The 17,273-nt window shown below is 63.6% G+C and carries 20 protein-coding genes; 5 read left to right on the forward strand and 15 right to left on the reverse strand.

Features of this window, described 5'->3' with window-relative positions; genetic code table 11:
* Window positions 1–2 precede the first annotated feature (2 nt).
* The 10 genes from E0473_RS12150 to E0473_RS12195 all read right to left on the reverse strand — a co-directional run bounded on the left by E0473_RS12150 (window position 3) and on the right by E0473_RS12195 (window position 7,534).
* Window positions 3–608 carry an SOS response-associated peptidase gene (locus E0473_RS12150; protein ID WP_137681158.1) on the reverse strand — a complete coding sequence of 202 codons (606 nt, stop codon included), beginning with the start codon at window positions 606–608 and terminating at the stop codon, window positions 3–5.
* A gap of 197 nt (window positions 609–805) precedes the next feature.
* Window positions 806–1,828 carry a contractile injection system protein, VgrG/Pvc8 family gene (locus E0473_RS12155; protein WP_137681159.1) on the reverse strand — a complete coding sequence of 341 codons (1,023 nt, stop codon included), beginning with the start codon at window positions 1,826–1,828 and terminating at the stop codon, window positions 806–808.
* On the reverse strand, window positions 1,821–2,201 hold the full coding sequence (locus E0473_RS12160; protein ID WP_137681160.1) for a phage tail protein: 381 nt from the start codon (window positions 2,199–2,201) through the stop codon (window positions 1,821–1,823). The genes E0473_RS12155 and E0473_RS12160 overlap by 8 nt, the downstream gene beginning before the upstream one ends.
* Before the next feature lie 2 nt (window positions 2,202–2,203).
* Window positions 2,204–4,390, reverse strand: coding sequence for a phage tail tape measure protein (locus tag E0473_RS12165; RefSeq protein WP_137681161.1), 2,187 nt, complete (start codon window positions 4,388–4,390; stop codon window positions 2,204–2,206).
* Window positions 4,387–4,593 (reverse strand): GpE family phage tail protein, encoded by a 207-nt coding sequence (locus tag E0473_RS12170; protein ID WP_421721792.1) that lies wholly within the window; start codon window positions 4,591–4,593, stop codon window positions 4,387–4,389. Before E0473_RS12170 ends, E0473_RS12165 begins: the two co-directional genes overlap by 4 nt.
* The gene (locus E0473_RS12175) at window positions 4,518–4,868 is read right to left on the reverse strand and encodes a phage tail assembly protein (RefSeq protein WP_137681163.1); all 351 of its coding nucleotides are present in this window, start codon (window positions 4,866–4,868) and stop codon (window positions 4,518–4,520) included. The genes E0473_RS12170 and E0473_RS12175 overlap by 76 nt, the downstream gene beginning before the upstream one ends.
* A gap of 88 nt (window positions 4,869–4,956) precedes the next feature.
* Window positions 4,957–5,466, reverse strand: coding sequence for a phage major tail tube protein (locus tag E0473_RS12180; RefSeq protein WP_137681164.1), 510 nt, complete (start codon window positions 5,464–5,466; stop codon window positions 4,957–4,959).
* A 42-nt stretch (window positions 5,467–5,508) separates the two neighbouring features.
* Window positions 5,509–6,642 (reverse strand): phage tail sheath subtilisin-like domain-containing protein, encoded by a 1,134-nt coding sequence (locus E0473_RS12185; protein WP_137681165.1) that lies wholly within the window; start codon window positions 6,640–6,642, stop codon window positions 5,509–5,511.
* A gap of 29 nt (window positions 6,643–6,671) precedes the next feature.
* Window positions 6,672–7,001: a GPW/gp25 family protein gene (locus tag E0473_RS12190; RefSeq protein ID WP_241657492.1), complete on the reverse strand. Its 330-nt coding sequence runs from the start codon at window positions 6,999–7,001 to the stop codon at window positions 6,672–6,674.
* A gap of 5 nt (window positions 7,002–7,006) precedes the next feature.
* A complete protein-coding gene (locus E0473_RS12195) occupies window positions 7,007–7,534 on the reverse strand; it encodes a phage baseplate assembly protein V (protein ID WP_137681167.1) in 528 nt (175 codons plus the stop codon).
* Window positions 7,535–8,377: 843 nt separating this feature from the next.
* On the opposite strand from E0473_RS12195, the gene E0473_RS12200 reads away from it, so the two are divergent.
* Window positions 8,378–11,572 (forward strand): Lcl domain-containing protein, encoded by a 3,195-nt coding sequence (locus E0473_RS12200; RefSeq protein WP_161981587.1) that lies wholly within the window; start codon window positions 8,378–8,380, stop codon window positions 11,570–11,572.
* A 180-nt stretch (window positions 11,573–11,752) separates the two neighbouring features.
* Here the strand turns inward: E0473_RS12200 and E0473_RS12205 are convergent, their stop codons facing one another.
* The 5 genes from E0473_RS12205 to E0473_RS12225 are packed head-to-tail and all read right to left on the reverse strand — an operon-like array spanning window position 11,753 to window position 15,687.
* Entirely contained in the window at window positions 11,753–11,980 is a 228-nt protein-coding gene (locus tag E0473_RS12205; protein WP_137681169.1) for a hypothetical protein, read from the reverse strand.
* 26 nt (window positions 11,981–12,006) lie between these two features.
* The gene (locus E0473_RS12210) at window positions 12,007–12,438 is read right to left on the reverse strand and encodes a hypothetical protein (RefSeq protein WP_137681170.1); all 432 of its coding nucleotides are present in this window, start codon (window positions 12,436–12,438) and stop codon (window positions 12,007–12,009) included.
* 12 nt (window positions 12,439–12,450) lie between these two features.
* The gene (locus tag E0473_RS12215) at window positions 12,451–14,223 is read right to left on the reverse strand and encodes a gp53-like domain-containing protein (RefSeq protein WP_137681171.1); all 1,773 of its coding nucleotides are present in this window, start codon (window positions 14,221–14,223) and stop codon (window positions 12,451–12,453) included.
* A gap of 25 nt (window positions 14,224–14,248) precedes the next feature.
* A complete protein-coding gene (locus E0473_RS12220; RefSeq protein ID WP_137681172.1) occupies window positions 14,249–14,794 on the reverse strand; it encodes a phage tail protein I in 546 nt (181 codons plus the stop codon).
* On the reverse strand, window positions 14,791–15,687 hold the full coding sequence (locus E0473_RS12225) for a baseplate assembly protein (protein ID WP_137681513.1): 897 nt from the start codon (window positions 15,685–15,687) through the stop codon (window positions 14,791–14,793). Before E0473_RS12225 ends, E0473_RS12220 begins: the two co-directional genes overlap by 4 nt.
* A gap of 137 nt (window positions 15,688–15,824) precedes the next feature.
* Between E0473_RS12225 and E0473_RS12230 the strand changes: the two genes are divergently transcribed.
* The 4 genes from E0473_RS12230 to E0473_RS12240 are packed head-to-tail and all read left to right on the forward strand — an operon-like array spanning window position 15,825 to window position 17,251.
* Window positions 15,825–16,235, forward strand: a complete 411-nt coding sequence (locus E0473_RS12230; RefSeq protein ID WP_137681173.1) for a hypothetical protein — start codon at window positions 15,825–15,827, stop codon at window positions 16,233–16,235.
* Window positions 16,235–16,633, forward strand: coding sequence for a hypothetical protein (locus E0473_RS12235; RefSeq protein ID WP_137681174.1), 399 nt, complete (start codon window positions 16,235–16,237; stop codon window positions 16,631–16,633). The genes E0473_RS12230 and E0473_RS12235 overlap by 1 nt, the downstream gene beginning before the upstream one ends.
* Complete coding sequence (locus tag E0473_RS15415; RefSeq protein ID WP_161981588.1) at window positions 16,626–16,778, forward strand: hypothetical protein; 153 nt, start codon at window positions 16,626–16,628, stop codon at window positions 16,776–16,778. The genes E0473_RS12235 and E0473_RS15415 overlap by 8 nt, the downstream gene beginning before the upstream one ends.
* A complete protein-coding gene (locus tag E0473_RS12240) occupies window positions 16,775–17,251 on the forward strand; it encodes a D-Ala-D-Ala carboxypeptidase family metallohydrolase (RefSeq protein WP_137681175.1) in 477 nt (158 codons plus the stop codon). Before E0473_RS15415 ends, E0473_RS12240 begins: the two co-directional genes overlap by 4 nt.
* Window positions 17,252–17,273 lie beyond the last annotated feature (22 nt).

Genomic DNA, 17,273 nt, shown 5'->3' on the forward strand with positions numbered 1-17,273 from the left:
ATCTATCGCTTGCGCGCCCAGGACTCTGACGTTTGATTGATCGTCAGTGTGCCCGAGTAGGGTACGCAGAGCGCCTTAGCCTCGTCCACGCTTCCAGACTTCCATGTGCCATAACTGTCGGGCTCAAGGATAACCGGCATGCGGCTATGTACCTGCGCGGCATCCCCGTTCGCATCGGTCATAACCATCGAGTAGCAATCGCCCCATTCATCGCTTTCGCGCCAGATCCCTGCAACCGCAAATAGCTCCCGATCTGGAAGGCTCAGCCACGTCCGCGTCATGCCTCCCTTAGGCCCCTGCGCTTCAGCCCAGGCGGTGAGGGGAATTAGGCAGCGCCGCTCCGCAAAGCTGTTGCGCCACATGTAGCTATCCAGCTTGTCGGTGCGCGCGTTATTCACCGGCTTGGGCTTCAAGGGTTGGCCCGTCTTCTTGCTCTTGAGAGTGAGGGGAAAACCCCAGACCATCGAGCGCAGCTGGTTGTCTGCAATCACGGCGCCGGGATAGCCCGGATAGACCTCCTCGGCGAAGTTGGCCCGCATTTCAGGGGATACGCCGAACAGGCTCGCAATCTCAGCTGATGATTTCTGGTTTTTGTAGAGGTTGCACATGCGGAGCAAGTTTGTCGTGCTTGAAGTCCGAGTCAACGCAACACTGGTGAGACCGGCCATGTCGTTGGCAGCACCGACATGGTCGATGAGGCGTCCTGTGGCTTAAGCGGCTTCATTGCTACTGACCTTGCCAATCAGGCGAGAATCTCGATCACCAAGCCTGACACATGCATCGACACCTCGGCCGATTTGCATGCTCAGGAAGCAGCCTCCAGCGAGAGACCGGTGACAAGCCCGCCGCTGCCATCCATCGTGTGGGTGCATTCGGCGACGATCCACCTGCGCGCGTCGATCTCGGGCTTGAAGCCGGAGAGCGCAATCGGCCGCTCAGGGAAGATGTCTGGTCGACCAAAGCACAGCTTGATCGTCATCTTAGCGAGCTGCCGCGATAGGCGGCTGTTCTCGGCGATGGCGGCCTGCCGCGCATCGGCTTCGCTGGCATAGACCTGGCGCAGCCGCACCGGGCGGCCTTCGCCCTTGCCACCGATGGTCACCGTCTCGCGGGTGCCGGTCTCGCGGTTGTGCCAGCGCGCGGTCACTCCCGCGCGGTCGTTCTGATCGACGCGAGAATATTCGCCGCTGCCGTCGGTGTCCGAGCGCGTCAACATTTCGACCGGCAGCTCAGAGCCACCAGCGGTGCGCCCGCTGCCGATGGCGGCGAAGATCAGCGTGGCGGCCTTGATCGTGGCCACTGCGTCGAACCGGTCGCCCAAAGCCTTCAGCAGGGCGGCATCGCTCTTTGCGCCGTGGCCCAGAGCAGGAACGATCTTCGCGCCGAGATTGGCATCGACCTTGGCGGCCAGCCCATTGGCGGCGGCGATGGTCTCGACGATGGTCTTCACGCTTTGATCGACGAAGCTGCGTTCGCGCCGCACGCGCAGCGCGTCAGTCATGTCGGCCGAGCGGGCGGTGATGGAGATGGTGTCAGGATTGCCGCGCCAGGTCACCTCGTCGACCACGTAGGTGCCCTTGTCGATCAGGCCGATCGGCAGGCCAGTGCCCTGTTTCCAGCCCAGCTGCACCTTCAGCGTGGCGCCCTTTCGGGGGATCTCGATCAGGCCATCGGCATCGCTCAGCGTGATGTCGAGCTGGTCGGCCTCGTCCCCGCGCTTCTCGGTGATGGTGATCGCGATCAGGATCGGGGCGAGCGTGTCGGTGAGATCGCGGCCATCGAGCGTCACCTTCCAGGCCGCGACGGGCATCTTAACCGGCTCAGCCATCGGCGCGCTCCAGCGTGAGCGCGAAATCGCCTTTGCGCGGTGCTCCGTCGACGAAGAACAGCTCCTGGCGCAGGTCGAGCTTGCGGATGAAGAAATCGCCCAGCACCTCGCCGGTGCCCGCGACGAGCACATAGGCATCGCCCTTGTCGGCCATGTCACGGATGGTGGCGAGCGAGGAATAGGCGCCGATGTTCTCGCCGGGCCAGAGCGCGCCGGTAAGCTCGATCGTTTCCGCGCCGGGGCCGATGAACTGCGCGGCCGGGCGCGCGGCGAACCGCTCTGACTGGGCATGGCGCCATTCGCACGCGTGCTGCAGCGCGGTGAAGGGCAGGGTGCCGATCTCGAAGGCGAACATGTCCAGCGCCATCAGCATGGTCAGAAATCCCGCAATGAGGAGCGGCGGGCGGCGGCGGCGCGGCGCTCCAGCTCGGTCGCGACGGCCTGGGCGATGTCCTGCGGGCTCTGCCCGGTGGCGGCGTGAATGGTGATCGGCGCGTTCACGGTGACAGGGCCGCCTGTCGTTCCGCCACTGCCGCCTGCCGCCATGGCAAGCGAGGCACTGGCAAGGCTGGCGCCTGCCACCCCGCGCGCCATTGATCGCGCAGCGCGCACCGGCGCGCCGCTGGTGCCATCGATGCCGCGCGCCAGCCCTTCGTTGAGATAGCCGCCCATGCTGATCATGAGCCGCGAAGGGCTCCTGATGCCGAAGTAATCCTTGAAGGCCTTGACGCCGAGGCGCGCGACGCTGAGCAGGCGCTCGGCCAGTGCCAGCGGATTGATGGCGCTGAGCAGGCCGGTCATCATCATTGCGCCGATGTTTTTCAGCCAGTCGGGCAGGCCCGAGATCTTCTCTTTGACCCAGGATACCCCGGTCTGGAACGCGGCCGAAATCGTGTCCCAATGCTTGTAGATCATGTAGCCCGCGAAGGCGACGGCGGCGACAATTGCCGCAATGATCAGAACAATCGGGTTTGCCAGCATCATCGCCCCGGCGCGCAAGAAACCCTTGCCGAGGAACAGGGCCGCGGTGCGCATCATCCCGAAGGTGCGCACCAGCATCGGCCCATTGGTCCCGACCAGCCGGAAGATGGTGGAGAACGGGCCAAGCGCGAGCCCCAGCACGACCTTCAACGCGCCAACCCCGGTGACAAGCCCCGCCGCCGCTGTCCAAGCCATCAGCAGGCCCTTCGCGAGGCCAGGATGTTCTCCCGCCCAATCGCGCACGGTATTCGCTAGCCAGACGATCTTTTCGGACGCGGCCGAGATCGTCGGCAGCAGCATCGTTCCCAAGGTGACGTTGACGGCCTTGAGCGCGTTGACTGCCAGCCCGGTCGCGCCTTCGGTGGTGGCGATGCGGGTGAGGTATTCCTTCTGCATCGAGCCTGCGTATTGCGCCTCATCGCCCACCAGCGCGAAGTTCTTTTCCAGCTGCTCGAGGTTGGTCAGCAGGGGCGCGATCGCGGCCACGCTTTCCGATCCGAACAGCTGGGTGAGGGTGGCCGCGCGCTGACCCTCGGGCAGCTTCTGCAGTCGCCCCAGTAGATCGGTGATCGCGCCGCCGGCATCGTTCTGCATCGCTTCGGCGACGCCCTCCGCATCGAGCCCCAGCGCGGCGAAGGCCTTTTGCTGGGCCTTGGTCGCCGCGGTGCCCTTGGTCATGGCCAGCATCATGTTCTTGATGCCGGTCGCGGAGATTTCCTCTTCGACGCCGACCGCATTCATCACCTGGCCCATGGCGGCAATCTGTGGGGCGGCAAGCCCTGCCACATCGCCGAGCGCGCCGATGCGGGTGGTGATCCCCGCAATTGCGCCCACGTTGCCGCCGTAGGTGTTGGTCAGCGCGTTGATCTGGTCGGCGAGCGAACGGACATCGTCCTGGCCCATACCGAAGGCGGTGCGCCACTTGGCCATCATGGCGCCGGCATCTTCGGCCGTGCTGTCGAAGGCGATGCCCATCTGGGCTGCATCGTCGGCGAAAGTGAGCAGTTCCTTGCGGGCGACACCGGCGCGCCCGGCGGCAGCGACAATCTGGGCAAGGCCTTCGCTCGACATCGGGATCTTCGTTGAGAGGTCGAGGATGTCCTCGCTCATCTGCTTGAACTGCTGCGGCGTTTCGAAATTCACGACCTTGCGCACATCGGCCATGGCGCTTTCGAAGGTCATCGCATGCTTGGCTGCCAGCACGGCGGGCGCGGCCATCGCGACGCCGGTCATGATATTGCCGGTGCCGGAATTGCGCAGATCCTCGCCGCGACTGCGCATGGCATCGGCTCGCGCGTTGATTTCCGGCAGCCGGGTCTGCCGCTCCATGCGGTCGTTGGTGTGTTCAATCTGGCGCGCCAAGTCGCGCTCGCGGTTCATCAGCGCCGTGACATTGCCTGTGGCGCGCGAGGTTTCAGCCCGCACGTCGCGCAGCTCCTTGTCGAGCTGGCGCGCCTCGCGCTTCATCGCCGACAGCTTCTCGCTGCCGCTCTGGCCGAGTCCGACGATGTTCTTCAGCGAGCCCGACAGCCGATCCGAACTGGCGAAGGAGACGAGGAGGCGGAGATTCTGGCTGCTCATCGGTCCTTCGCCTTGTTCATCTGGTTCCAGCGATCCACGGCCAGCGTGTGCCAGTGGATCAGGTCGTCAATTTCCAGCGCGAGCAGCTCGCCCAGCGGCCAGTGGAACACCGCCGCAATGTCGGCGATCAGGCTCGCAACATCTTCTTCATCTGGGTCCGATCCGCCGGGGTCAGAAAAAAATCGATGATCGCTCCTGAGCAGGCGGCCAGATCCTCAGGCTCGAGCGCGTCGGCTTCGGGCTGGGTGATCGGCGGCATCGTGATGCGCGGCAACAGGTCGAGCGTGGCCGTGGCGCGCGCGTTCATCAGCTCCTGAATCGAGAGCCCGCGCAGCTCGCCCGCCTTGGGTTTGCGCAGCACGAGTTCGGTGATGCTGGTCTCACCGCGCACGATAGGCTCGGCCAGAGTGATCGAGTCGGAAAGCTTGGCATTCGGTGCGGCGGCCTGCGCAGCTTCAGGAGCGGACTTGTCGGTCATCGGTGTTCCTTCGAGGTTGAGCGGATCGGTTCTCCGCCCCGGCGCGTCCGCTCGATGCACGCCGGGGCGAAGCTGGAATGGGCAGAGGTCAGATGCCGAGCGCCGCGCGCTGGGCGGCAAGGCGATCGATGCCGTTCACGATGAAGAGGAGGTTCATCTCGTCCTTCTCGATCAGCACGCGGCCATCGACGATCAGCTTGTAGTAGCTGCAGATCGTCTTGATGGTCTGCTCGGTATCATCGCCGGGCTTGCCGGTGCCGGGGTCGATCTCCTGATGGCGGCCACGCACCACGATCTCGACCGACTTGTATTGGCCGCTCGCATCGTCCTGATAGGCACCGATCCAGCGCAGCAGCAGGGCGTCATGGGTGGTGGCGCCGAACTGGCCGAAGATCTGCTCGATTAGGCCGCCGGCCTTCCACTCGAACTCGATGGTTTCGCCACCCATGTCGATCTGAACCTCGGCATCCATGCCGCCGCCGCGGTAACCTTCGAACTTGCGCGCCAGCTTCGGGATCGAAACCTCGGGGCAAAGGCCGAGATAGCTCACGCCATCGTTGGAAAGGGTCATGTTCTTGAGCTTGGAAGGCAGGGCCATCGAGACTTACTCCAGTGAGAGGGAAGGGCACGGGCGGCCCGGTCAGGCGGCGAGCAGCTGGGCGTAGAAGCTGTCGGTGATCCGCTGGTTGAGCGTGATCGCCTCGGCCGGAGCGCAGGGCGTGAAGCTGTAATCGAACACCAGCTTGCCGGCGGCGATGTCGGCCGGAGGGTTATCGCTGTCGCGGAAGATCGCCTCGGCCCCGATGATCCGGCCCTGCGCCAGCAGCGCGCGGAACTTGGCGTTGATGGTTTCGAGGATGTCGCGGATCAGGCCCTTGGTGATCGGCTTGTCGATCGCCCAGGTGAGCCCTTCCGCGATCGTATCCTGCAGCACCTGCGCGGTGCGCACTGCTGTCTCGAAGGCAAACAGCGGTTCGTCGCTGCAGGTGCGGTTGCCCCAGAAGCGGAAACCGTCGAGCCGGGCGAGGGTGGTGACCTCGGCATCGTTGAGGATCCCGGCGTCGGTGGTTTCGCTGGCGAGGATCGAGAAGCTGATGCCGCGATCGATGCCGGTTACGCCATCGATGGCCACGTTGCTCAGCGACTTGTGCCAGCCCGTCTCGGTATCGATCCGGGCGCGCAGCCCCATGGCGCGCGCCACTGCGCTGCCGGGGAAATCACTGAACTCGGGCCAGATCAGCATCAGCTCACGCGCGGCGAAGTTCTGGCGATAGCCGGTCACCTCGGCAACGGTGTCGCCCACGGCAGCCGCATAGGCGAAGGCACGCAGCTCACGGGCAATGGCTGCAAGCTTGGTGGTAACGGCCTGGCTATCATGCCCCGGCGCGCCAATGATACGCGGGCGCAGGCCCAGCAGCGATTCCGCATCGAGCAGCGCCTGCAGCCCGGTGCGCGTGCCTTCGGCGGTTACGGTGCCGATCACGTTGGTGTCGGTCGCGTCGGCGTCCGCGCCTTCCTCGACGCGAACCACGATCACCGGCGGGCTCGCCTGATCGGCAATGGCAGTGAGCACCTTCGCCAGTGTGCCGGTGGAGCCAGCCTTGCCGATCGCGCGGCTGACATCGGAGAGCAGCACCGGGGTATCGAGCGGGAACACCGCAGCGTCGGCATCGCTGGCGGTGGCGACCAGGCCGATCACCGAGGTGGCGACATCGGCGATCGGGCGCGCGCCCGCGCTGATCTCGTTGACCGTGATTCCGTGATAGTAGGGCATGCCTCGGGCCTTTCTGGTGAAGTCGGTAGTTAGAGCGGGATCGAAAGCTGCAGCCGCTGATTGGCCGGAACGTCGGTGCGCCGCCCGGTCAGCGAGGCGGTGACCCGGCCAGCGCCATCGACGGCGAGTGCCACCTTCTCGAGCTGCAGACGCGGCTCCCACCGGCGCAGCGCCCCGGCGATGGCAGCAATGAACAGCAGGCGCGTGGCAGCGCTGAGCGGCGCGTCGACCAGCTCGAACAGGCGCGAGCCATAGTCGCGCAGCATCAGGCGGGTGCCGATCGGCGTAGTGAGGATATCGGCGATCGACTGCGCGATATGCGCTTCGCCGGTCAGTGCGGCGCCGGTCTGTTTGCTCATGCCGGTCATTGCGGCTTGCCCGTAAGCGCCGAGCCAGCAGCGACGCCGCCGTGCTTGTGATCCTTCAGGCTGACGCTCGCGCCGACCACGTCGGTTTCGGCGGTCATCGTGCCAGTGACGCTCGCATCGCCCTCAATCGAGACATGGCCGGTGATTGCAACATTTCCCTCGATCGTCACATCACCCGGCGCGGTGATCGTGAGGCCATCTTCGGTAAGCGTGATCACCAGGCCGGCCGCGCCGTGGATCTGGTGCGAGGCGTCGCTTGCGGGCGCCGGGGCGGCCGAGGAATAGAGCCCGCGCACGATCACGCCAGCAGCGATGTCTGCCTCTGGGCACAGCAACAGCACCTGCTCGCCAGCGGAGGGTGGGGACCAGGAGCGAAAAGCGCCTGCCCATTCAAGCCAGGGCAGGGGCGGAGAAGTCAGGTCACCGGCGCGGAAGACAGCCGTTGCCGCAGCAAGATCGACGCTATTGATCGTGCCCAGGCGGATCAGGTCGCCGATGCGGCCGTGGATGTCGCTTTCTTCCATGGCCGCAGCATCGCGCTAGCGGGGCAGGGCAGCCACGGCGTGCGCTTGTAGTGTGGGCCATAACAAGCGGCGGTGATGGCCGCGTGGTCCAGTGATATAGCTTCCGCCGATGACGGCTTTGCGCCCCATCTCGGTCATTGGAGAGGTCTGCGTCTTGGCCCGAAAGCTGCCGTTTAGCCGAAGCAGGTCCGATAGCTGCTTTGCACCCCAGTTTCGGCCGTACGATCACTAGCGGCCTGCTCTCAGCCCCTGCCATTCGTTCAGGTGACACAAGAAAGTTCAGCACTCGCCCCAGATCCATTTATTCTGACGGTCTAGTTGGGAGTGGAGTTTGAAACGATCAGGGAGGTGGTCGGAACTGACTAGCTTGGGCACGGCCTTGACTGTGATCATTCGGCAAAGTGTGCTTGTAGTTGCGGACAGCAATTGTTCATGACTAGGAGGGCCGAACGGGTCAATCCCGTCTTATGGAGATTTCTCAAGACCAGCCGATCGTAGAAGTAAGAGCGGGCAAGGTGCGGGGGCGCTCATCGGGGATGTTTGAATGCTAGAATTCGGCAACGGGACATTGAAGTTCCTCCGCAATTACAACTCGGACGTAATACTTGGTCTGCACTAGAACAGAAATGTCATCAGGGAAATCTCTCCGTCAATTCCTTGCAGCGGCAGGCGCTTTCTTCCATGCCGTTGACAAATCAGGCTGGAAAGGAATTTTCGGAAGAATCCCTTCGGTCCCGCGATTGTGAAACTGGCGCCACAACGACCGCCCGGTACCGACACCGACTTTACAAGTACTTCCAACCATGTAGGTTGAAGCATATTCAAGCAATGGGGGTTGCGCGGATGAACTTCTCGAACCTGACGAGACTACTCGTGGCGGTTTTTTATGCCGGTTTTCTCGTCGCTTGCAATCCCGAAATTGACCGTATCGTTCCGCTTTACAGTGTGCCGGAAGGTGGCGGCGAAATTTCAATAGAGGGCGATAATCTCGACAAGCCAGCCACACTCGTGCTCGCCGATGATCAGCTAGAAATCCTATCACAGGATAAGAAACGGATCGTTGCGGCCATTGCCCCGGGTAAGGTCGGACAAACGCAACTGACAGTTTCGGTCGGCAAGACTTTCACCGAAACGCACCCGTTCAAATACGTTTTCATCCGGATCGTGACAGTCGACGATGCGCGGGACGGCGAGGCACTTGCACGCGCTTCCCTAGTCGATCGCAAGGACGCTGTACTCGCCACGGTCCGGCCACTAGGGGTCGAACTGATCTCCGACCAACCCGATCTTCCGACTATGGTGCTGGGCGCACCGTCGCTGGAAGCGCTACAGGCAATTGAGACGCACCCACAAGTGAAAGGGTTCGATAGCCCGCGGCCGATCCGCACTGACGCGACCGAAAGCCTGCCGATCATCAACCATGTCGAAGCGATGCGCCTTTCCGACCTCGTCGGTCCGAATCCCGGCATCGGCACCAGTGTGCTGGTCCTCGATACCGGGATCGACTGGCGCAACCCCTTCTTCAACTGCCGTACTCTGACCTCGCCGGAGTGCCGGGTCGCGGCGATGGTCGAATTCGGCCCCGACGACGGGCGGGCGGAAGACGGTACGTTTCACGGTACGAATGTATCCGCGATCGTCCTGTCGGTGGCGCGTAACACCAAGGTTATCGGCGGCGACGTCATCGGCCCGGCCACTGATTCCTCGATGATTGCAGAAGCGGTGCAATGGGCAGTCGAAAATCGCGACACCTACAATATCGCGGCGATCAACATGAGCATCAGCGTACCGGGAACCGAGAGTACGGGGCCGTGCTACAACGACCCGATCGCCGCAGCGATCAGATACGCACGCTACAACGGGATCGTCGTCGCGACCTCGACTAGCAACGACTTCCTCTCTGACCGGATGCCGACCCCGGCGTGTTCTCCGCTGTCGGTGCGCGTCGGCGCAACGGGCGATGCGGGAGACACTCTCGACAAGGAAATGGATTTTTCGAACGCCTGGGCCAACGCTTTCATGGTTGCGCCGGGTAGCTTCATTACGGCCGGCGGGCATACGATGCAGGGGACCAGCCAGGCCTCCCCCCACGTCGCCGGCGCTGCAGCAATCATGCGCGCCGCCTTTCCCGACGCGTCGACTGAATTCATCGCCAACCGGCTTCAATATACCGGGCCACTGATCGAATCGAAAAACGAACGCGCCGGGCCGCGGCGACTGGACCTTTATGCCGCATTGGTCGACCATACTTTCCGGCCGGCGCCGATGCCGCCGCATTACGAATGGACCTGGACGGGAACCCGCGACAGCACGCGCCGTCCGGTATCAGACAGGCCGAAGCTGAAGGTCAAAATCAACCCCAGGTATGTTGCCGATCTCAACACCGGGCTGGAGTGGGTCGTGGTGTCGGAGGATCACCTTCCCGAGCCTGCCGAAATCCGGACAGCGCAGGGCATTTGTCGTAGGGTGCTGGGGCCGGCGCATTACCGGCTGCCGACCAGGTCTGAACTCATGACTCTGTGGGATTGGGAAGCACCGCGATCAAGCCGGCTAAACGTGCCGGAGTTGGGGGCGGTAGCAGAGGGCAATTTCTGGACCATGTCTCCGGCGGACGACTATGACGAGGATGGTTTCTTCGTATGGACCGGCGAGGACGGATATTTGTATCGCGAAACCGCGATCATTCCCGATTTCGCGCGCACGCCGAAAAACGTAGCGCTGTGTGTCAGCTCCACCTTCCTCGTCCCGCGCGAGGTACCCGAACGGCACTTTACCGACGAGGGTGGCTGGGTTCACGACACCGCCTCAGGCCTGCGCTGGCTCAAGAAAACCGCCCCGCACCAGACCTTCGCCGAAGCGACCGACTGGTGTGCCGCGCGCACTGATGGAGGCAAGCACTGGCGGCTGCCGTCTGCGCGCGAGGCGATGTCGATCGTCGACGTCGTCGAGCGCGACGGCTCCTATATCGACAGGTCGCTGTTCGGCGAGGAGGAACCGCGCGTCACGATGAGCGATTTTCCGAGCGATCCGGGTAGCGCCTCTCCCTACGAATGGTGGTACTTGGACGAACGACATGGTCGCCTGCTGCAGGGCGGGGGTTCAGGGCACGTGCGCTGCGTCGAAAACCTCGATCCGGCGGCAAGCCACGATGGTGTGCATGTCGGCGATGTCGAAATTATTGGCGACGACGCCGACGAAGATTACCAACGCTTCAAGCGCAGCGGGTTTAGGGAGATTCACGGCGACCTGCTGATCAACGCGCCCGAACTACCGCGGGTCCTGTTGCAGCGACTCGAAAGGGTCGACGGCAATGTCGTCATCAGCAATCTCGACAAGGCCGATTTCGTTGCGTTGCCGTTCCTCTCCGAGGTGACGGGCAATGTCGAAATCGTAAAGACCAATGCCCGGGAGATCGACCTGCGGCGGCTCAAGATCGTCGCGGGAAACTTCGTGCTGGATGAAAACCGCGAGCTCGGCGTCGATCAGTCGAGCGGCACGAATGGCGACGGCCTCGATGCTCCGATCCAGTTGCGCAACCTCCAGGCGATAGGCGGCGAGCTGAGAATCCATCGCAATGCCAAGCTTAAGTCCTTCGGTTTCAACCAGCTGCGAAGCGTGGGACACGACTTGGAGGTGTCCTCGAACAACAGTCTTGAGCGGTTCGGGTTCTTCATCCGGACGATCGGCGACAACTGCCCGCAGGTCGGTTCGTGCGGCAGCCTGTGGGTCAGTGGCAACCCTGTCATGGGCAATTTCACGATGACCGCGCTCGAGAAAATTCGCTGGGGACTGGATGTTCAGGCGAATCGGAATCTTGAATTCTATTCGGCGGTCGCCGAAATGAACGGGCTGTATCGCGTCGAAGGAAACCCGTCGCTTTGCGCCTACGACCGCGTGGATGGGGGGCTGCGGGCAAGCTTAAATCGGCGGATCATGTCCGAAATCTCGGTGACGCGCAACAAGCTTGACACAGTTTACAAGCGATGCAGCAGCCGCTGCCCGAACGAGGATCGTTGCGATCTCTGGCCTAGTCCCTGACTATTGCTTCGAACGCGCAGACCCGCAGATCAAGTGCGCTGAAAGTCAAGTCAGAGGTAGCGGCGGTAGTGTCGAGGTTACGAGACCTACGAATTTTGAAATTGCGGATGATAGTCCGCTTCAATCAGCTGCCGAACCGAAACCGGACCGTCTGCAATCGGCCCAACTACAGTCGCTCGGCTACGGCGCAGCATTCGCCTCAGGTGGCTCGGCGAAGAGCCCAATTGCAATCTTGTGCTCGACGCCGCGCGCCACGTCATCGACCCGTGCTGCGGTCGCTGTCTTGTCGTAACCGCCATTCTCGGTGAGGCAGGCGTTGACCGGGCGCCGATGGGTAATGCCTTCATGGTCGAAGGTCACCAGCACGGTGCCGGTTGCGCTGTCGAATTTGCCGATAGTGATCTTCATGCGGACGGTCCTTGTTGCGGAAGGTGTCAGTCGAATTCGGGCCAGAGCGGGCTGCCTTCGATCATGAAGGCATCGAGATCGGCGGCGCTGGTCTCATCGAGCAGCTCGCCGATCCGGTCGCTCGCGGCCCGGATGGCATCGATCCGCTCGAACCGGCGCGCGCCTTCTTCACTCGGTTCGCGCTGGTCGTTGCTCTGTCGCCAGAGCGGGCTGATCTGCACAATCCTTCGGCCTGCTTCGCTCTTGATCGCCTCGTGCAGTGCGGCCCGTCGCTCGGCCGCCGGGGGGCGGCGCAGGGTGGGCCTGCCATCGTTGTCAGGCATGATCGTGGCACCCTCGCTTTGCCCGGCGAGCAGCCGGGCGTGAAGCGCTTGCGTGATGGCGACGGCATCGTCGGGGATGGCATCGCCATGAAAAGCCGGATCGTAGAACCCGTTGGTTGACGCTGCATAGAACATGGTAACTTGCCCTCAGTTGCCGATCGCGATGATGCAGACGGTCGATGAAGAGCCGCCGCCGTTGTTGCCGTAGGCTCTTCCTCCAGCGGTGGAGATATTGGACAGATAGGCAGAGTAGGATCCGGAATAGCCGAGCCCCTGCCGCCCGCCCGGCACCGCCGCGAACACGGCATTGGGGAACGCAACTGGCCAGCTGAAATTTGATGTGCCGCTGGCTGAGCAGGAGACGTTCACCCATTGCAAAAGCATGCCGTTCGACAGCCAGAGGCGGCCATTCGTGCTTTGGCTGGAGCCGATGTCTCGCAAAAAGTCCGACCCGTGCAATCCGTCCAGCAGGTCCGCGTCCAACCCACTACCTGCGCCGTCATTGCCGACGTGCCAGAGCATATTTCCGTTGGAGAAAGCATTCCCGGTCATGTGGACATTGCCCACGATAATATCGCGACGCTGGTTGGTAATGTCGCCTTGCGCAGCAAACACGAACCGGTTCAGGGCATCGTAGTAGATACGACCGGCCCCCCTGCCTCCCCAATGGAAATTCAGGCCCGGCGCATAGGTTTCGGCACTCTGCGAGTTGCCGACAAAGCCAGCCTCTCGCAGTTCCAGGCCGCCGAACGCATCGTTTGACGGTCCGCTGCGCGCAAGCGTGATGTCGCCTCCCATTTGCCGACCCATCGCGAGAAACAGCGAACCGGAGGTGCCGTGGAGCAGGTCCGCGTCCAGACCACTGCCTGCGCCGTCGTTGCCAGCGTGCCATGCAGTTGCGCCCAGGATTGTTATCGGGACGTTGAATCCGAACGGCCCGGAGTTGCTCGCGATACCCCATATCGGCACAGAACCGCTACCGCGGTCGGTGTAGAACACGACGTTGCCGTCATCCTGCGAAACGATGCGTGCGTTCACCAAGCCCACGCGGTGCGCTGAGATTGCTGCCCCGCCGCTGGTCTTCGCCACCGCAATATCGCCGCTAAAGGTGTCTCCCGCCCTGTTGGCTGGTGTATAGCCAAGGCGCGCGGCGATGTTTGTGTAGAAGCTGCCGTGCTGCCCATCGAGCAGGTCGGAATCCATACCCGATCCCGCACCATCTACCGTGCGCAGCCTGGCGAGAATGTCGGCGGCAGTGTAATTTGCCCCGAGCACGAAAGCAGCCGCCTGCTTCCCGTCCAGCAAGTCCGCATCGAGGCCGCTGCCCGCGCCATCGTTGCCGGGGTGCCAGATGGCCGAATTGTTCGCGCCAAAGCGCGCATCCAGCCATGCGGTGACAGCATCCTTGATCGCTTTTGCCGTTGCGGCGCGCTCGGTGTCAGCGCCTGCGATTGCCTCCACGCTGGTCAGCAGTTCGACCACACCTGCGCGCTCGGTCGTGGCGGGCGGGTTGAGGAAATTGGCATCGCCGAAGGTCAGAAGGGCGGCGTCGATATCGGCGAAGATCGCATCGATCGAGATGGCCGCGATGCTCTGCGCGGTCTTCTCGAGGAACGGGTCGGTCTGGCCATAGATCGCGAACAGGGTGCCATCGCCAAGGTAGAGCGCGAAGGAACGCAGCGCATAGGTATCCTCACCGCCATCGGTGACGTTGACGTGAATCGTGTCCGCCGCGACCACATCGCCAGCGACGCCCGCAATGCGCTTGAATTCGCCGGGCAGGCTGATCGCCGTGGCGGAAGGCACCACTGCGGTTTCGGACAGTCCGATTGCGGCAATGATCACCGGCGTAGTGCCGGTGTTGCTGGCATTTACCAGCGCGGCGCGGCCAGCGTTGGTGACTTTCATGGTCAGCGACATTGAACTGGCTCCGATTGGGAAGGGATCATGCGGCGATCGCCCGGATCCGGGTGTTCACCATTGGCCGCGCCACGGCGCGCAGGCCGATGGCAGCGCGCGCGTTCTGCGCTGTGGTGAAGGTGAAGTGGCTGCGCGCAGGCTTGGTGCGCGCCACCTCGGCGATCACCGCATCGATGAATTCCTGCGAGGGTACGGCTTCCGACTGGCCGCCGAGCGACACCGAAAGGCTGAAGGTGTGCGGCGCAGCCGGCGGATCGACCTCGAACCATTCGCGCACCACCACCGCGCCGCCGAAGCTGTCGACAACATCAATAACCGATTGCGTGGTGCCCTTGATGCTCTGGATCGCAATGGCGCTGGCAACGCGGGCGCGGCGGATATGCAGCGGCCAGTCTGACGACCACTGGTCGATCGACAGTGCCCAGGCGAGCCAGGGTAGCAGATCCTCCGGACAGTTCTCGGCCGACCACAGGTCGCGCAGCGGCACATCGATGGCGCCGATCCGCGCATCGACCAGCTGTTCGAGTGCGCGCTCGAGCGCGACGGCGTTGGGCGGCAGCAGCGAGGTCATTCGCCGACCCCGGCATCGGTGAGGGTGACACCCTCGCAATAGCCGCACTGCTGGCGCGTCAGCACGAGATCGGCAGGGGGCTGGGCAAGCGTGATGTTCTGCACGCCTTCCGGGTGCAGTGCCGCAATGATGCCCGCGCGAGTAACATCGCGGCCGAGCCGCAGGGCATTGGCCAGATGATCGGCAAGCCGCGCCCCGGCTTCGGCGAGGACCACCGATCGATCCGGCCCCGAAAGGAACGTGATGCTGGCGGCAATGGTGAAGGGCACGATCTGGGCCGATTGCACGGTGACATGATCGGTCAGCGGGCGAACGCTGCTGTCGGTTAGCCTGGCCTCGACCGCGGCAAGCACCGGTGCCGATGCCGTCCCGTCGCCTTTGCGCGAAAGTACGGTCACGACGACCTCGCCGGGTGTCGGGCTGATGGCGGAGGCATCGAGCACGTCAGAATTGGCCGACAATGCGTGGAAGATGTACGCACCTTCCGGCCCGGCCACCGAATAGCCCTCGGGCGCGAGCACCATGCGTCGGCGCAGGCTGTCATCGCTCTCGTAGGTGGGCGCGATCCCCAAGGCCGGATTGCCCGGATCGATGATGAAACGCTCCACGCCCAGCAGCGCGGCCAGTGCATCGAGATCTGCACCCAGGGCAAAGGCGGGCATCACCGCGCGGGCCGCATCGTTCACCCGCTGGCGTAGCAGCAGTTCGCGATATGCAAACAGCTCGATCACCTTGATCAGCGGATCGCTTTCCAGCGTGGGATCGAAGTCAGGGAAGTAGGTGGCGAACTGCGCCAGCGCGTCAGCGCGGATGGCCGCGTAGTCGAGCTGCTCGATCACGCTCGGCGCGGGCAGGCGCGAGAGGTCGACCCCGGTAAAACTGTCCGATGCAATTGCCATGGCGCGATCAAGCCCGCCGCACGCCGCGCAGGCGAGGGGCCGCATTTGTTGTGGCGCACACTACAAGTCCACGCACTGGCTCAGCCAGCCTCGCGCGCAATGGTGGCGCATCTGCAATGCGAGGAAGCGACGTGAAGGCGATCGAAATCTATGCCGACGCTATCCGGTGGTGGGGCTTCATGGCCGGTGTGATCGGCCTCGACGATATCCGTCGCCGGGCGGTGACGTTCTGCCGCGATAGCCGCTGGCAGTCGGCCCAGCGACTGTGCGCCGATGCCTGCGCCGAGGTAACGCTCTGCGCGCTTCTGGCCATCGTCGGGATTGCAGTCCCGCTGATCGGCCATTTCACGCCAGTCGAGGTGAACTCGCCCATTGTCCTTGCCGCTCTGTGGACGGCGTGGGCCTGCGTGAGTGTGGCAGGCTGGGCCTATGTCGTCAGCCGCGCCGTGCGCGAGCCTCTGCTGCTGGGCTGCGCGGTGCTGGCGCTGTCGTGCTGCATCCTGGCCGCCATCGCGGCCTCTTTCGCCACCGGGGGGCAATAATGGTCAGTGGAACCGAAACCGCGATCAAGGTCGCGCCGCCGATCATGATGGCGGCCATCTCCAGCGAGGTCGACCTGCTGTGGCTGATCGTGATCCCGGCCGGGCTGGTGATCGGGACGATGGCGCAGGCCGGGCTGCTGGTGAAAGCGGGCACGGCGCACGAGGAATTCCGCAAGCAGATGCTGGCCTCGGTGCTGGTGGGGCTGGCCAATTGCGTGCTGGCGGGTGTTATCATCTGGTCGCTTGGGCTCAACTACGTGCAGGGCCTCGCTGCCGCGACGCTGTGCGCATTCGGCGGTGTCGGCTCGATCGAGACGGCCTTCGCCTGGGCCTATCGGCACCTGCTCCAGGATGCCGCCGCGCGCGGTGGCCGCAGCAAGGGTGATGGCGATGTCTAATCCGCGCGCACCGCTTTTCGCCGCGCTTGAAGCAGCCGCTCCGCCCGGCCTGCTCGATGATCCGGGCAATGTGCTGGCCTTCAACAACCTGCTCGATGCCTTCGGCGTGGCGCGAGAGCAGCCTGATCAGGGAGAGCCTGCGTGACGCGCCTGAGCGAACACTTCCACCTTTCGGAATTCACCCGCAGCCAGGAGGCCGCGCGGCGCGGGATCGACAATTCCGCGCCCGCCTGGGCGGTGCGCAACATGGCGCTGCTGTGCCAGCATGTGCTGGAGCCGACCCGCGCCCATTTCGGGCAGCCGATTGTCTTGAGTTCGGGTTGGCGCGCCCCGGCGCTCAACAGCGCGATCAAAGGATCGAAGGACAGCCAGCATTGCAAGGGCGAGGCGGCGGACTTCGAGATCCACGGCATTTCCAATCTCGAAGTTGCGCGGTGGATGCAGCGCAATCTGGCCTTCGATCAGCTTATCCTCGAATTCCATGTGCCGGGCGATCCGAATTCGGGCTGGATCCATGCCAGCTACCGCGAGCCGTGCCGCAAGGAGGCATTGACCGCTGTAAAGAAGCGCGTCTTCGGTCGGCTCAAGACCGTGTACCTGCCGGGGTTGGTCGCGTGAGCCCGCGCGGGCGGCGAACCTG

The sequence above is a fragment of the Aurantiacibacter suaedae genome, assembly GCF_005434915.1.
Classification (GTDB): domain Bacteria; phylum Pseudomonadota; class Alphaproteobacteria; order Sphingomonadales; family Sphingomonadaceae; genus Alteraurantiacibacter; species Alteraurantiacibacter suaedae.

What these genes read in the sequence shown, in the direction of transcription:
- E0473_RS12190 (WP_241657492.1), bottom strand. Translation starts at nt 7,001, where the DNA reads ATGAGCAAACAGACCGGCGCCGCACTGACCGGCGAAGCGCATATCGCG.
- E0473_RS12220 (WP_137681172.1), bottom strand. Translation starts at nt 14,794, where the DNA reads ATGACCTCGCTGCTGCCGCCCAACGCCGTCGCGCTCGAGCGCGCACTC.
- E0473_RS12155 (WP_137681159.1), bottom strand. Translation starts at nt 1,828, where the DNA reads ATGGCTGAGCCGGTTAAGATGCCCGTCGCGGCCTGGAAGGTGACGCTC.
- E0473_RS12180 (WP_137681164.1), bottom strand. Translation starts at nt 5,466, where the DNA reads ATGGCCCTGCCTTCCAAGCTCAAGAACATGACCCTTTCCAACGATGGC.
- E0473_RS12215 (WP_137681171.1), bottom strand. Translation starts at nt 14,223, where the DNA reads ATGTCGCTGACCATGAAAGTCACCAACGCTGGCCGCGCCGCGCTGGTA.
- E0473_RS12210 (WP_137681170.1), bottom strand. Translation starts at nt 12,438, where the DNA reads ATGTTCTATGCAGCGTCAACCAACGGGTTCTACGATCCGGCTTTTCAT.
- E0473_RS12205 (WP_137681169.1), bottom strand. Translation starts at nt 11,980, where the DNA reads ATGAAGATCACTATCGGCAAATTCGACAGCGCAACCGGCACCGTGCTG.
- E0473_RS12195 (WP_137681167.1), bottom strand. Translation starts at nt 7,534, where the DNA reads ATGGAAGAAAGCGACATCCACGGCCGCATCGGCGACCTGATCCGCCTG.
- E0473_RS12165 (WP_137681161.1), bottom strand. Translation starts at nt 4,390, where the DNA reads ATGAGCAGCCAGAATCTCCGCCTCCTCGTCTCCTTCGCCAGTTCGGAT.
- E0473_RS12160 (WP_137681160.1), bottom strand. Translation starts at nt 2,201, where the DNA reads ATGCTGATGGCGCTGGACATGTTCGCCTTCGAGATCGGCACCCTGCCC.
- E0473_RS12185 (WP_137681165.1), bottom strand. Translation starts at nt 6,642, where the DNA reads ATGCCCTACTATCACGGAATCACGGTCAACGAGATCAGCGCGGGCGCG.
- E0473_RS15415 (WP_161981588.1), top strand. Translation starts at nt 16,626, where the DNA reads ATGTCTAATCCGCGCGCACCGCTTTTCGCCGCGCTTGAAGCAGCCGCT.
- E0473_RS12175 (WP_137681163.1), bottom strand. Translation starts at nt 4,868, where the DNA reads ATGACCGACAAGTCCGCTCCTGAAGCTGCGCAGGCCGCCGCACCGAAT.
- E0473_RS12150 (WP_137681158.1), bottom strand. Translation starts at nt 608, where the DNA reads ATGTGCAACCTCTACAAAAACCAGAAATCATCAGCTGAGATTGCGAGC.
- E0473_RS12200 (WP_161981587.1), top strand. Translation starts at nt 8,378, where the DNA reads ATGAACTTCTCGAACCTGACGAGACTACTCGTGGCGGTTTTTTATGCC.
- E0473_RS12235 (WP_137681174.1), top strand. Translation starts at nt 16,235, where the DNA reads ATGGTCAGTGGAACCGAAACCGCGATCAAGGTCGCGCCGCCGATCATG.